This is a genomic window from Streptomyces sp. NBC_00080, assembly GCF_045041255.1.
GTDB lineage: Bacteria > Actinomycetota > Actinomycetes > Streptomycetales > Streptomycetaceae > Streptomyces > Streptomyces coriariae.
In genome coordinates this window covers 6,283,467-6,296,758 of the sequence record NZ_CP108235.1, presented here as the reverse complement: position 1 = coordinate 6,296,758, position 13,292 = coordinate 6,283,467, and the positions used below count along the sequence as shown (strand labels likewise).

At 70.8% G+C, this 13,292-nt stretch carries 14 protein-coding genes; 4 read left to right on the top strand and 10 right to left on the bottom strand.

From position 1 onward, the window contains the following. Window positions 1-15 precede the first annotated feature (15 nt). A complete protein-coding gene (gene recO, locus OHU34_RS28135; RefSeq protein ID WP_020127703.1) occupies window positions 16-765 on the bottom strand; it encodes a DNA repair protein RecO in 750 nt (249 codons plus the stop codon). Window positions 766-1,032: 267 nt separating this feature from the next. Between recO and bla the strand changes: the two genes are divergently transcribed. Next, on the top strand, window positions 1,033-1,923 hold the full coding sequence (gene bla / locus OHU34_RS28130; RefSeq protein WP_230195810.1) for a class A beta-lactamase: 891 nt from the start codon (window positions 1,033-1,035) through the stop codon (window positions 1,921-1,923). Window positions 1,924-1,984: 61 nt separating this feature from the next. On the opposite strand, the gene OHU34_RS28125 is transcribed toward bla, so the two are convergent. The 6 genes from OHU34_RS28125 to OHU34_RS28100 are packed head-to-tail and all read right to left on the bottom strand — an operon-like array spanning window position 1,985 to window position 8,585. Continuing rightward, a complete protein-coding gene (locus OHU34_RS28125) occupies window positions 1,985-2,953 on the bottom strand; it encodes a hypothetical protein (protein WP_142264234.1) in 969 nt (322 codons plus the stop codon). A 51-nt stretch (window positions 2,954-3,004) separates the two neighbouring features. Further along, window positions 3,005-3,970, bottom strand: coding sequence for an SCO2521 family protein (locus OHU34_RS28120; protein WP_142264235.1), 966 nt, complete (start codon window positions 3,968-3,970; stop codon window positions 3,005-3,007). Window position 3,971: 1 nt separating this feature from the next. Further along, the gene (locus OHU34_RS28115; RefSeq protein WP_405768865.1) at window positions 3,972-4,970 is read right to left on the bottom strand and encodes an SCO2522 family protein; all 999 of its coding nucleotides are present in this window, start codon (window positions 4,968-4,970) and stop codon (window positions 3,972-3,974) included. Then, entirely contained in the window at window positions 4,967-5,887 is a 921-nt protein-coding gene (locus tag OHU34_RS28110; RefSeq protein ID WP_028806490.1) for an SCO2523 family variant P-loop protein, read from the bottom strand. Before OHU34_RS28110 ends, OHU34_RS28115 begins: the two co-directional genes overlap by 4 nt. 2 nt (window positions 5,888-5,889) lie before the next feature. Continuing rightward, on the bottom strand, window positions 5,890-7,749 hold the full coding sequence (locus tag OHU34_RS28105; RefSeq protein ID WP_142264237.1) for an SCO2524 family protein: 1,860 nt from the start codon (window positions 7,747-7,749) through the stop codon (window positions 5,890-5,892). Between the two features lie 50 nt (window positions 7,750-7,799). Continuing rightward, window positions 7,800-8,585 (bottom strand): SCO2525 family SAM-dependent methyltransferase, encoded by a 786-nt coding sequence (locus tag OHU34_RS28100; RefSeq protein WP_230195772.1) that lies wholly within the window; start codon window positions 8,583-8,585, stop codon window positions 7,800-7,802. 177 nt (window positions 8,586-8,762) lie between these two features. Between OHU34_RS28100 and OHU34_RS28095 the strand changes: the two genes are divergently transcribed. Further along, window positions 8,763-9,224, top strand: a complete 462-nt coding sequence (locus OHU34_RS28095) for a GNAT family N-acetyltransferase (RefSeq protein WP_142264238.1) — start codon at window positions 8,763-8,765, stop codon at window positions 9,222-9,224. 17 nt (window positions 9,225-9,241) lie between these two features. Here OHU34_RS28095 and OHU34_RS28090 read toward each other — a convergent pair whose 3' ends face one another. After that, the gene (locus tag OHU34_RS28090) at window positions 9,242-9,694 is read right to left on the bottom strand and encodes a protein phosphatase (protein WP_142264239.1); all 453 of its coding nucleotides are present in this window, start codon (window positions 9,692-9,694) and stop codon (window positions 9,242-9,244) included. 80 nt (window positions 9,695-9,774) lie between these two features. On the opposite strand from OHU34_RS28090, the gene OHU34_RS28085 reads away from it, so the two are divergent. Both OHU34_RS28085 and OHU34_RS28080 read left to right on the top strand, forming a co-directional pair. Next, a complete protein-coding gene (locus tag OHU34_RS28085) occupies window positions 9,775-10,368 on the top strand; it encodes a SigE family RNA polymerase sigma factor (protein ID WP_142264240.1) in 594 nt (197 codons plus the stop codon). Then, window positions 10,365-11,309, top strand: a complete 945-nt coding sequence (locus tag OHU34_RS28080; protein WP_235034494.1) for a hypothetical protein — start codon at window positions 10,365-10,367, stop codon at window positions 11,307-11,309. The genes OHU34_RS28085 and OHU34_RS28080 overlap by 4 nt, the downstream gene beginning before the upstream one ends. Here OHU34_RS28080 and OHU34_RS28075 read toward each other — a convergent pair. Both OHU34_RS28075 and OHU34_RS28070 read right to left on the bottom strand, forming a co-directional pair. Further along, window positions 11,306-11,980 carry a response regulator transcription factor gene (locus tag OHU34_RS28075; RefSeq protein WP_028806493.1) on the bottom strand — a complete coding sequence of 225 codons (675 nt, stop codon included), beginning with the start codon at window positions 11,978-11,980 and terminating at the stop codon, window positions 11,306-11,308. The genes OHU34_RS28080 and OHU34_RS28075 overlap by 4 nt on opposite strands. Then, window positions 11,977-13,284, bottom strand: a complete 1,308-nt coding sequence (locus OHU34_RS28070) for a sensor histidine kinase (protein WP_200839677.1) — start codon at window positions 13,282-13,284, stop codon at window positions 11,977-11,979. The genes OHU34_RS28075 and OHU34_RS28070 overlap by 4 nt, the downstream gene beginning before the upstream one ends. Between the last annotated feature and the right edge of the window lie 8 nt (window positions 13,285-13,292).

The window sequence follows — 13,292 nt, the reverse complement described above, 5'->3', positions numbered from 1 at the left end:
CTGATTCTCGCTTGCTTATTTCTCTACGTACCTGAGTGAGCGCAGCCCGCGCTCCAGGTGCCAGTGCAGATAGGCGGACACCAGCCCGCTGCCCTCCCGGACGTACCGCGCCTCGCACGCGTCCGCCGTCTCCCAGTCTCCCGTGAGCAGCGCGCCCAGCAGGACCAGGGTCTGTGGCGAGGGTACGACGCTGCCGGCCACCCGGCAGTCGACGCAGACGGAGCCACCGGCCGCGACGGAGAAGAACCGGTTGGGTCCCGGCATTCCGCACTTGGCGCAGTCGCCGAAGCTCGGCGCGTATCCGTTGACGGCCAGCGACCGCAGCAGGAACGCGTCGAGGACGAGGTGCGGGGCGTGCTCCCCGCGGGCCAGGGTGCGCAGCGCCCCGACGAGCAGCAGGTACTGCTGGACGGCCGGTTCGCCCTCGTGGTCGGTGAACCGCTCGGCGGTCTCCAGCATGGCCGTCCCGGCGGTGTAGCGGGCGTAGTCGGTCACGATCCCGCCACCGTAGGGAGCGATGATCTCGCTCTGCGTGCACAGCGGCAGCCCGCGTCCGACCAGTTCGCTGCTGCCCCGCGCGAAGAACTGCACGTCGACGTGGGAGAAGGGTTCGAGGCGGGCGCCGAACTTGGACTTCGTCCGCCGTACCCCCCGTGCCACGGCCCGCACCCGCCCGTGCCCGCGCGTGAGCAGCGTGATGATGCGGTCGGCCTCGCCGAGTTTCTGGGTCCGCAGGACGATGCCGTCGTCCCGGAAGAGACTCATCGGGCACCGCCGGGAGCGGCCTGCCGGGGGTGCGGCATGCCGCGGTCCGCCGCACCCGGCCGGCGGGTGGGGGGCACGATGCCGTCGTCGCGGAACAGGCTCATGCGCCCATTCTCGCCTACGCCGCGGGAGCGGTGTGCCCGCCCGCCACGATCCCTCGGACGGGGCGCCCACGACCAGGGACGGCGCAATCGACGGCGCAACCAATGGGAGCGGAGTGACGTCCGTGACAGAGGAGACCATGATCCTCGACGGACGGAGAGAACGATCTTAAGCTCGCACCTTTCCCCCAGGCCCTCCCGCCGCACCCTGCTGACGGCCGGCGCGGCCACCACGGCCGTCCTGCTCACCGCGGGCCCCGCCGGGGCCGCCACGGACCCCGTCACCGACCGCCTGCGCGACCTCGAAGCCGCGCACGGCGCCCGTCTCGGCGTGTTCGCGTACAACGTCCGCACCGGGTGCTCGGTCCGCTACCGGGCCGACGAACGCTTCCCGGTCTGCTCCCTGTTCAAGACCCTGGCGGTCGCGGCCGTCCTGCGGGACCTGCCCGAGGGAACACTGGACCGCCGCGTCTTCTGGACGTCGACGGATGTGGTGGAGAACTCCCCCGTCACCCAGGACCATGTGGCCGACGGCATGACGATCGCCGAACTGTCCGCCGCGGCGATCCAGCGCAGCGACAACACGGCCGGCAACCTGCTCCTGCGCGAGCTGGGCGGCCCCACGGCGATCACCCGCTTCGCCCGCTCCGTCGGCGACCGCGTCACCCGCCTCGACCGCTGGGAGCCGGACCTCAACTCGGCCGAACCGGACCGGGTCACGGACACCACCACCCCGTACGCGATCGGCCGCACCTATGCCCGGCTCGTCCTCGGCGACGCGCTGGCCCCGGCCGACCGCCGACGCCTGACCGACTGGATGCTCGGCACGATCACCAGCGCCAACCGGTTCCGCGCCGGACTCCCCCCGACCTGGACGGTCGCCGACAAGACCGGCGGCGGCTGGTACGGCGCGAACAACGACGCCGGAATCGCGTGGACCCCGGACGGCGCCCCCGTCGTCCTGGTCGTCCAACTCACCAAGCCGGACCGGGAGGCGGCCTACGACAACGAACTGATCGTGAAGACGGCGGGGGTGCTGGCGGAGACACTGGGCTAGGGCCGGAGAAGGCCTCAGCCCACAACCCACAGCCCGCAGGCCTCACCACAGGCCACAGGCCCTAGGATCCGTCGGGCCGCAGCCGGACGCTGTCGGGAACGCCGTTCGGGGAAGTGCCCGGGGCGGCGGCCTCCCACAGCTGGTCGAACCGGCGGATCAGGGGCTGGACCTCGTCGGCCCGGGCGTTCACCGTCGTCGAGGTGTTCACGCTGAGCTGGTCCGCGTGGATCTCGTACGACAGCACCCCGTCGAAGACGATGCAGTCGATCATCTTGCCGCGGCGCAGGTACAGCGGGAGTTCCTCCAGGGCCACCACCTGGACCTGGATGCCCATCTCCCGCTGCTCCGCGCAGATCGGTTCCAGGGCGGCCAGTTCCTCGGGCCGCTTCACGATGAACAGGCGCCGGACCGAGATCTGCCGTTCGAGGATCGCCTCGCGCTGGGCGGTCAGATAGCGTCCGGCCGGCTCGGTGTTCCAGAACCCGTCGTCGACGACGGTGGTGCTGATGGCGTCGATGCTCGTCCTGGCGCACTTGGTGAGGGTCAGGAGCCAGTCGTGGTTCTCGCCCGCGCACTCGGCGCTGAGGTTGGTGAAGTCCTCCATCTGCGCGGCGAGACGGTCGATCTCCGTATGCGCGAACTCGTGCAGGATGTCGGGCCCCATGGCCACGACCTTGGTGGCGTGCTCGGCGAGCCGGGGCACCCCGTCGCCGCGCAGCTTCTCCACCTCGGTGAAGAGCTTCGTCGCCTCGCCTATGTCGGCGAACCGCTTGTCGACCGACTCCCTGAGATCGCCCAGCTGGCTGACGAAGGACGCCAGGAACTGCACGATCAGCACGATGCCGCCGCACAGCACGGACAGCACGAGCTGCCACGGGCCGTCCTCCTCGGACGGTCCGACGACATTGGTGAGCAGGTAGACGCCGCCACCCGTCACCACGGTGATCAGGATCTTCTGCGTCACGTGCCGGGCGCCCTCGGCGTCCCGGATCCGGTCGCCCCGGAAGTTCGGGTTCGTCGGTGCATGCATCTCTCTGTCTCCCCCCGTCGGGATGCTGCGCGAAAAGCTGTCGTGTTGCCGTCAGGACAGGGCAGGCACCTCACCCCGGACGAGGTTCTGCAGTGCCAGCTGGTCCCGGATGCGCTGTGCCATGGTGTTCCACTGCCTGCTGAACCCCGGGTGGCGCTCCAGCTCCTCCCAGGGCGGGCTCAGGGCCCGGTCCAGGCGCGCCTGGGGCATCCACAGGTGCAGCAGATGGTCGACGAGCGGACGCAGCACCTTCATCGCGGCCGCCTGGTTCTCGGAGCCGGGCGGCAGGCCGTCGAGCTTGTCGCCGACGGTCGTCAGCAGCCAGTCGTGCAGGGCGAGGTCCTCGCACAGCGTGGCCGCCGCCACGGGGGTGGTCCCGCGCGGCAGCCGCAGCTCGACGATCCGCCGCCCCGAGCCGAGTTCGGTGAAGAGGGCCGACGCCGGCTCGCCGTCGTCGGCCGGTGACGCGGTCCAGCGCAGGCTGGTGTCGGTGGTGGTGAGCGGAGCGTCGTGGTCCAGGAGGTCGTGCCTGCGGGAGATCCTCGCCAGCAGGGACTCGGCGATCGAACCGACGTCCAGCCGGTCCTGTTGATCTCCGGTCAGGAAGCCCTCGGTGACGGACTTCTCGGGCAGCCTGCCGACCGGGACCAGCGAACCGGGCCGGACCAGGTAGTACCCCCAGGGCCGGCGCCGGTCGGGCCCGGTGGCCGGGGCGGAGAAGTACGCCGTCGACTGCAGGACGCGGCCCTCGACGAGCCCCGCGTGCGCGGCCACCGTGCCGACCGCGCGGACCTTGGCCCCGGTGGCGGTGGGCAGCCGGCAGTCGACGCCGGTGAGGACGTCCGGGGAGAGGGCGTGCCGGTTGGGGCGCCGCGAGGTCCGGACGGGTTCGTCGGCGCGCAGCCGCAGCAGCAGCACGGCCGTCCGCTCGTCCACCGCCCTGCGGGTGGGCAGCAGGCAGGTCCGCACCTCACCGCAGATGAGGGCGGGACCGGCGGTCGTGCCCAGGCCGCTCATGTCACAACCCCGGCGGGAACACGTAGGACGTGCGGTCCACGACCCCCGCGGGCACGGTGAAGCCCTCACCGGCGGACCGCGCGGCGACCTGCTGGAGCGCCTCGGCCTCCACGTGGACCTGGTCGAGGATGACGTGTACGGCGTGCTCGACGGGCAGGAACCGGGTCGGCAGGACGCTGCACGTGACGTAGGCGGTGAAGGGCGTCGCGGCGGGGTTGAGCTGGAGGACGGGCGGCAGCGCGTCCCACTCGGCCGGGAACTCCGCACCCTGCCAGCGGGTGGGGGTGAGCACGGCCGCGCCGTTGTCCCGCAGCAGCCCGAGCCGGACCAGCTGCCAGACGGACGCCAGGAAGGCGCAGGACCAGGTGCGCGCGTCCTCGGGCCCGTTCCACAGTTCGACGTCCAGGAACACGGAGTGGCCGCGGGCCTCGGTCTCGCTCGGCGGCTGCCAGACGCCGGTGGCGTCCAGGGCGGCCGAGGTCCGCTGGGAGGGGGTGCGGCGGCCGTTGGTGAGCCAGCCGGTGCGGCCGACGGGCGGACGGAAGCCGTTGCTGCCGGGCGGCGGTGACTCCACCAGCCGGTGCAGGACGGACTCGGCCGGTCGGGCCCGGTCGCGGTGGTCGGAGCCGCCGGGGCCGGGGGCGGGGCCGGCGCAGCCCGACTCGCGGGCCAGGTAGTCGATGGTCAGCCCGGCCTCGGCCGCCGCCGCCAGCAGGGGCGGGATCAGCTCGGCGGGGGTGGCCAGCCGGGAGAAGTAGTCGTCGATCAGGAAGCAGGTGCTGATCCGGGGCCGGCGGCCCGGCGGCAGCGGGCCCAGACCGGCCCGCGCGGCCTCCACCCAGGGCCGTACGCCGGCGAAGTGGCGGCGCAGCCGTGCCGCCCCCTTAGCGAAGTCCTCCATGTACAAGTGGCCTAATTCCAGGGAGAGATGGGAGAAGGGCACGGATTCGGTGCGCGGGTCGGCGCTGCTCTCCCGGAAAACGGTGCCCGGCCCGTTCACAACTGCCCCCAGAACTTGTCGTCGGTCAGCCGCTGCGCGAGATCCCCGATGGCCTGCCAGGTCTCGTTGTTGGCGATCCGGCGGTCGTGCACGTCCTCGTCGGTGATGAGGCGTTCCTGCCACTGGAGGACGGGTTCCAGCGGAATGGACGCCAGCACCCGGGTTCTGCCGATGCCTCGGCCGGCCGCGAGTTCCTCGAGTTCCTTGTCGCACTGCCGCATCCACGCGTACTGCGCGGGCGACACCTGGGACCACAACGGCGACTCGAGATCGGGCACCGCGGCGCGGACGAACCTGATGGCGCCGCCCAGCACGTCGGGGTCGTGTCCGATGGCCGTACCGGCTTGCACTATCCCCTGTTTCCCGAATACGAGTTCGGCCGCCGCCATGACGTGCTGGCGGGTCCACCGGTGATAGACGAGCCAGCGGTTCTTGAGGCGGCCGAGTCCGCCTCGGGGCGAGGTGGCGGCGAGTGCCAGGTCCATCGCATAACTGCGTCCGGCGCTCAGGTCGATGATGATGACGTCGAATTCGCGTTTCAACCGAAGGACGAGATCCACACAACGGTGCAGGTTCTCCTCGTCGGTGACGAATTCACCGGCCGTGCGGTCGCCGGGCAGCAGTACCAGCCGCCCGGAGCCACCGGGCCTGCCGCGCAGCACGGGGTGCTCGGTGCGCGCCCAGACGTCGACCCGCAGCGGCTCGCCCGTCTTGCCCTTCAGATACGAGTGCAGTCCGCGCCCCTCGGCCTCGGAGAGGACGTCGGGCAGGTCGAACACGGCGGCGGCGGTGGGCGAGCCGAAGTCGAAGTCCAGGTAGCAGACGTCGTCCCCGTCCAGCGCGCGGTGATACGCGAGGTTGGCGCTGGTGACGGACCGGCCGGTGCCTCCCTTGTCGGAGGCGGCGAAGACGAGCACCTTCACACCCCCCGGGCGTCTGCGCCCCGGGCGCGGGCCAGGGCGTAGAGCCGGGCGAGGACGCCGAGGGCGAGCGCGTGGGCGGTGCCGGGCTGTTTGTCGACGAGCTGACGGGCGCGACGCAGATCGGCCTCGATGCCCTTGATCTCTTCTCCCTGGGGACTCTTGGGGGCGGGAGCGGGCTGCTCCAGCTGCTCCTTGCCGAACAGGTGGGCTGCCTCGCTGAGCGCCGCCTGGGCCAGGGCGGTCATCTCGGAGCTGCGGATCGGATCCTGCGCGTAGAGGGCGTGCGCGGCCACCATGCACTCGGTGACCCGCTCGGTGATGCTCCAGGACAACGGTCCTGTGCGGACCGGCGATTCGGGGTACACGGCGTGCACGTTGTCCCACAGGCCGACACCCTCGCCGTCACTGACGCGACGCGCCCAGAGGTGGTCGAGGATGTTCTCGGCGAGCGCGAGCAGACGGTCCTGCGAGCCGATGTTCCGGGACAGTGCGCACAGTTGGACCGTCCGCTTGAGCAGCTGCGCGGAGAAGTCGCCCATCGTCCACTTCATGGCCGGGCCGATCTCCTCACTGCCCAGCAGCGGGAGGGTGACGCCGGGGTTGTGCAGGCCGATCGCCGGGTCCTCACGGGCCGTGCGGCTCGTGATGCGGCCGCGTTCGGCGAGGCGTTCCATGACGGCGACGGTGCGGGTGAGGTCGTCGTCGGTGGCACGGCGGCGCAGCAGGTCGTGGACGAGGATCGAGGCCACGGACAGGGAGAAGTACTCGGACTCCAGCTGCTGGAGCGTGGTGCGCCAGGGGATCTCCTCCAGCGGCCAGGTGGCGGCGTCGAAGCGGGCGATGCCCGACCAGTACTGCTGGGTGATCTCCCAGCGCAGCCGCAGCGCGTCGGCCAGCTTCTGCTGTTCGGCGGTGAGCAGGCCGAGGACGAGGGTGCGCTCGGAGGACAGGTCGGGGATGCCGTCGAGGGCGACGACGGTGAAGTACAGGTACGGCACGGCGTGGGCGACGCCCTGGGGCTGCTTGCCGATGTCCTGGGCGGTCTGCGCCTCGACCTCGACCTCGGGGGCGTCCTTCACCAGGCTCCAGGCCCAGCCGCACTCGAACAGCCGGTTCTCGTTGCGGAGTTGGTCGGCGACATCGGTGTCCAGGCCGAGGGTGACGCTCTCGCTGATGAGGGCGCGCAGCGACTTGAACCGGTCCTGGAAGCGTTGCAGGACCTGCCGGTCGGACAGCCGGCCCCGGCCGAGCAGCCGCGCGAGCGCCTGCCCCTGGTCGGAGGCGATGTCGACGACGTTGACGGTGAAGGAGCGCAGCAGGCTCACCATGGCCGCGGTCAGGCGGGCGCTGGTCGCCTCTTTCAGCTTGTCGATGCGGGCGAGGGTGCTGGCCCGCTGGGTCTTGCCCCGGTACACCTTGAGGAAGCCGAGGGTGGCCAGGCAGAGCGTGATCGACATGGAGTAGGAGTCGACGACTCCCACTTCCTCCTGCTCCTTGGAGAGTTCGTGCTCCGGGTTCTCCGGGGCGAAGTAGTAGCCGCCGGCGAAGGTCGGACTCTCCTCGCCGCGGTGGTTCTCCATGAAGTCGCCGAGGATCTCCAGGAGGTTCATGGGAATCTCGCTGGAGTCACCCGCGTTCCTGAGGGCCCTCTCCACGTCCAGCTGAGTGGTGTCGGGGTCGTCCAGACGGAACGGTTCGATTTCGGTGGCGGGGTACAGAAGGCATAGCAGGCGCTCCGCGTCGGCGACGCTGCTGCGGCCGCCCCATTCACCCCATTGCCATTCTCCGTTGTCGAAAGAATGACGAGCGATGGCCTGCCACACCTCGAGCAGGTTCTGTCTCGGCTTGATCTGCATGCCCATTCCCCTCGCACAGGCCCATCACCATGTGAAAGAACTCCGACATCTTATTCGTCGCGCCGCTCTTTACGTTGCCCGCAGGCCAGGATCATACCCGTGTAGCCGTCCCGTACGAGCTGCTTCGGATTGGCCGTGCGGTGAATCTCCACATGGTCCGCGTAACCGCCGAGAACCGCCCGGACTTCGGATTCGTCGATATCCCGGGCGGGAAATTCGTGAGAACCGACGCGATACCCTTCGGAATGTTCCATGAACGCGGCGGCGAATGGCGCACCAGAATTCAGGGCGTTCATGAAACACCCCACCCCTCGCCGGAATTCGGCGAGCGAGGTGGTGATGGACTCGGCGACGAAGAACATCGTGCCGAGGTCCCAGCGCCGCGTATCGGCGCAGAGATCGAAGAGACTGCCCGACTCGGGTTGCTGGACGGCCTCCTTGAAGCGGACCCGGGGCGTCATGCCGAGCGTGGCATATGCCTCGTCCTTGCACAGGACGTTCCAGAACTGATCCCAGTGGGGCGCGTAGTCGGGGCACTGCCTCCGGAGATACTCCAGATTCCGGGAGGACCGCTCCAGCAGCGTGATCCGGTCGCACCAGGGAAGCATGGCAAGGGCCGGATAGAGATTGGGTCCGGCGCCGACATCGATACCGGAAGCCACTCGCCCACGTCCTCGGAAGTGATCACTGAAGTGATCGCGCACATGGGAGAGGATCTCCTCGTCCACGGCCTGCATCTCGAGGTAATTGTGGCTGATGTACACGCCGGGATCGAAGTCGTCCCAGAGCACGTCATCATTCAGCTTTTGGTCAGCTGTGGGCGGTACCGAGGTCATGATTCAGCGTAGCAGGACGCATGGGTCTTGAAGGAGTGGGTGCACAGAGCAATGATGGAGATCAGGTACGCAAATCGCACTGGCTGCAATTCGATTTGTCGACATTCACAAGGGGACGGTATGACTCCTCTTCCCGGAGATCGTTTTCCGTCGGGCACCGGTTCGATAATGAGCCAGATGTCCGGAGAAAGACCCTTACGGATCAGAGCGGTCACCGAGGCGGATCTACCCCATATCGTGCGCCTCGATGCCGACGCGTTCCCTCACGGCCCCTACCCCTACTTCGTCCTGCGCCAGCTCATCGCCGCCTGCGCCGGCCTCGTGTACGTCGTGGACGACGGCACGGACCTCTACGGATACGTGCTCGCGACCTCGCCGAACGACGCGCAGAGCTGGGTTCTCAGCCTCGCCATCACCCCCGGGCTGCGCGGAAAGGGTCTCGGCCGGCAGCTGATGACGAAACTGCTCGGCCTGCTACGGACGAAGGGCACCCATTCCGTCCGGCTCTCCGTGGAGCCGCGCAACGATTCGGCCATCGCGTTGTACCGCTCCCTGGGCTTCGTCCCGGATCCCGGCGGGCCCCGCGCGGACTACTTCGGCCCGGGCGAGGACCGTCTCCTCATGACGCTCACCCTGTAAGACTCACCCCGTGAAGCTCACTCGGTGAGCTCCCCGAACCCCTGCACATACCGGCGCTGCCAGGGCGTCTCCACCGCGCGTCGGTCGTAGTGGCGGCGGACGTAGTCCACCGCCTCGGCCGCCGGTACGCCGTCCAGGACCGCCACGCAGGCCAGGGCCGTTCCGGTGCGGCCGCGGCCGCCGGCGCAGGCGATCTCCACGCGTTCGTCGGCAGCGCGGCGCCACGCCTCGGTGAGGGTCGCACGGGCCTGCGCGCGGTCGCTCGGGAGGCGGAAGTCGGGCCAGCGGAGCCAGCGGGACTCCCAGGGCGGCCGTGGGGGCCGCGCGCCGAGGAGATAGACGCCGTACGCGGGGGTGGGGGCCGTACGGTCGAGCGGGCGGCGCAGGCCGCGGCCGCGGATCAGGCGGCCCGACGGCAGCAGGAGCACCCCGGGGTCACCCTCACGCCAGACCCACGCGTCGTTTCTCATCTCCCCATTCGAACGCGGTCACGGGGGACGGGCAACCGATTCGGCGCAACCGGTGGTCTGGAGGGCGAGGAGGGTGCTTGATGCAGGCCGAACAAGAAGACCGGTTCCAGGAGTTCGTCAGAGCCCGGTGGTCCCGGCTCGTACGGACCGCGTATCTGCTCACGGGGGACGTCCACCACGCGGAGGACCTGACGCAGACCGCGCTGGCCAAGGCGTACCGGTCGTGGCGGCGGATCTCGCGCACCGACAACCCGGAGGCGTATGTGCGGCGGATGCTGGTCAGTTGCAACAGTGACCGGTTCCGCAAGCGGCGGGTCGCCGAGGCGCTGACCGCGGCGCCGCCGGAGCGGGCGGGGCGCGACGAGGGTGCGGGGCGGGTGGAGGAGCGCGGCTCCCTGCTGGCCGGGTTGGCCCAACTACCGCCGAAGCAACGGGCAGTGGTGGTCCTGAGGTACTGGGAGGACCTGTCCGAGGCGGAGGTGGCCGACGTGCTCGGCTGCTCCCCCGGCACGGTCAAGAGCCAGGCGTCGAAGGGGCTCGCGAAGTTGCGCAGGTATCCGGGGCTGGCCGCCGACCGCACGGTGTCCGGTGGTCGGGGGCCGGGTCAGGGCCCTCGGGGTGAGGGCCACAGTCACGTTCCGATTCAGGGTCAGGTTCAGGGAGGCAGCAGGTGAACGGGGCGGGAGAGCGGGTGAACCAGGGGGACTTCGGGTTCGAGGAGCGGATGCGTGAACTGCTCGCCGAGGACGCGTACACCATCCAGCCCTCGTCGGCGCCGTATCCGGCGATCCGACGGCGTGGACTGGCCGAGCGGCGGCGGCGTGTGGCGATGGCCGGGGCGGCGTTGATGACGCTGGCCGCGGTGCCCGTGGGGGCGTACGCCGTGGCCGGGGGGAACGGGGAGCGGGGCGCGGACACGGCGGCACCGAAGCCGTCGGTCAGCGCCCCGCACAGCCCGGCCGGGAGCCCGCGGGCGACCGCGGGCGGCACGGCGGCCGGGCCCGCGCAGCCGGCCACCGGCGGGCAGTTGCTCGACGGGATCACCTTCGCGCAGGCGGCGGACGGGCTGAAGAAGTGCCTGGCCGCCGAGGGCGGGCCGCCCGGGAGCGCCGCGGATCTGGGCGAGGCCGAGAACTACCGGATCATCCTGGCGATCAGGAGCACCGGAGACTCCAACTCCCCCGGCGACGGAATCTACGTCACCGCGGTGGAGAAGCGGTCCGCGGGCCGCTGGGTGGTCTGCTCCATCAAGGACGGTGTGGCCTCGGGCATCAGCGCCGGCACGATCGACACCGGGGTGCCGGGCACGGGCCCGGTCGTGGTCGACAGCAACGGCGAGCAGTTGTACCAGCAGTCGTTCATGGACAAGGGCAGGTGGAAGCTGCCGTTCAGGTGGGGAATGATCGGCACCGTCGAGGCGTCGGTGGCCAAGGTGACCGTGTCCTACGGCGACGGCGGTCCCGTGACCGCGACCCTGGACCACGGCTGGTTCGCCGTCGCCGGTCAGCTGAACCAGCAGGTCACGCTGGCCCCGCACGTCAAGGGCTACGACGGCTCCGGCAAGCTGGTCTACGACTCCGACCAGGACGGGACGTACCAGCGCACGCTGCCCTAGGGCGCGCTCGGCCCCGGCGTGACCAGCCCCGACTCGTAGGCCACGATGACGAGTTGGGCCCGGTCCCGGGCGCCCAGCTTGCCCATGATCCGGCTGACGTGGGTCTTCGCGGTGAGCGGGCTGAGACCCAGCTCCTCGGCGATCCCGGCGTTGGTCAGGCCACGGGCCACCAGGGCCAGCACCTCGCACTCCCGTTCGGAGAGACACTCCGGGCCGCCCGCCGTGGGCGGTCCGGAGGGGCCGCGCAGGAACCGGGCGATCAGCCGGGCGGTGGGCCCCGGCGACAGCAGCGCCTCGCCGGCGGCGACCGTGCGGATGGCGTCGAGGAGCTCGGCGGGCCGGGTGTCCTTCACGAGGAAGCCGGCCGCCCCCGCACGCAGCGCCTCGACGATGTTCTCGTCGGTGTCGTACGTGGTCAGAACGAGGACGCGTACCCCGGCCAACTCCTCGTCGGCGGCGATCAGCCGGGTCGCCTCGATGCCGTCGAGGTCAGGCATGCGGATGTCCATCACCACCAGGTCGGGGCGTTCACCGCGGGCCAGCGCCACCGTCTCCCGGCCGGTACCGGCCTGCCCGATCACCCGCATGTCCGGCGCCGACTCGACGAGCATCGCGAACGCCTCCCGCACGAGGGTCTGGTCGTCCGCGAGCAGCACTCTGAGCGGCTTCATCGGTCCTTCCCGTGCGGCAGTACGGCGCTCACTTCGAAGCCCTTCCCGTCGTCGCGCGGTCCGGCCCGCAGCGAGCCGCCGACGCTGCGCGCCCGCTCCCGCATCCCGACGATCCCGAAACCGGGCGCACGACCGCCTTCAGCCGCACGGCCGCCTCCCCCCGCGCCGCCTCCCCCCATGCCGCCGTCTCCCCCCGTGTCCACGCCCGCTCCGTCGTCCGTCACCCTGAGCCGCAGGGCGTCCTGCTCCTCGTACACCCGGACCCGGACCCCGACCCCCGCCGTCGGGTCGTCGGGTCCGCCGCCCCGGCCGCCGTGCCGCACCGCGTTCGTCAGTGCCTCCTGGACGATCCGGTAGGCGGCCGCGCCGACCGCGGGCGGTACCTCCCCGGACCGTACCGTCAGTTCGACCCGCGCACCGGCCGCACGGGCCGTCTGCGCGAGATCGGACAGACCGTGCAGACCGGGGAGCGAACCCCGGGCGTCGGATGCGCCGAGGTCGCGCAACACCTCCAGTGTCGTACGGAGTTCGCCGCGCGCGCTGCGGCAGGTCCCGGCGATGTCGTCGAGGGCCTTGGCGACGGCCGCGCGGTCCAGGCGGTCGGGGTCGGCGGCAAGGACGTGCGCGGCGACGGAGGTCTGCACACCGATCAGGGTGATGGTGTGCGCGAGGAGGTCGTGCAGGTCACGGGCGATACGCAGGCGTTCCTCGGCGACGCGGCGGCGGGCCTCCTCCTCCCGGGTGCGTTCGGCGCGCTCGGCGCGCTCGACGATGGCGGCGACATAGCGGCGGTAGTAGCGGACGTCGATGCCGCAGAAGAGGATGGCGATGATCCAGCCGGAGATCCGCAGGAACTCCAGCGCCTTTTCCGGGTTGCCGAGGAAGTTGAGGATCAGTGTCGGGCCGAGGATGGCGCCCCCGGTGATCAGTGTCTGGCGTACCGTGCCGGTCGCCGCGACCGTGTAGAGCGCCACCATGGTCGCGGGAAGGGGCGCGACGTGGTTGTAGTCCAGTGCGTGGTACGGGGCGACGCAGGCCGCCACCGCGATCAGCACCAGCAGCGGACTGCGGCGGCGCCAGGCCAGGGGCACGTTCGCGGTGAGCAGCAGCGTCCAGCCGAGCGCGTCGGGCCGGGGCCCGTCGCCGCCGATCAGGGCGAGGGCCGTGGACAGGGCGGCCGTCGTCAAGGCCAGCAGTACGTCGTTGCGGGTGCCGTGCGGGGCGGTGCGGGGGTCGCGGTTGATCGCCGCCATGATCCGCTCGCCCGGACGGGGCCGCACCGTTGCCGTCGTGGTCTCCTGCACGGGTTCAT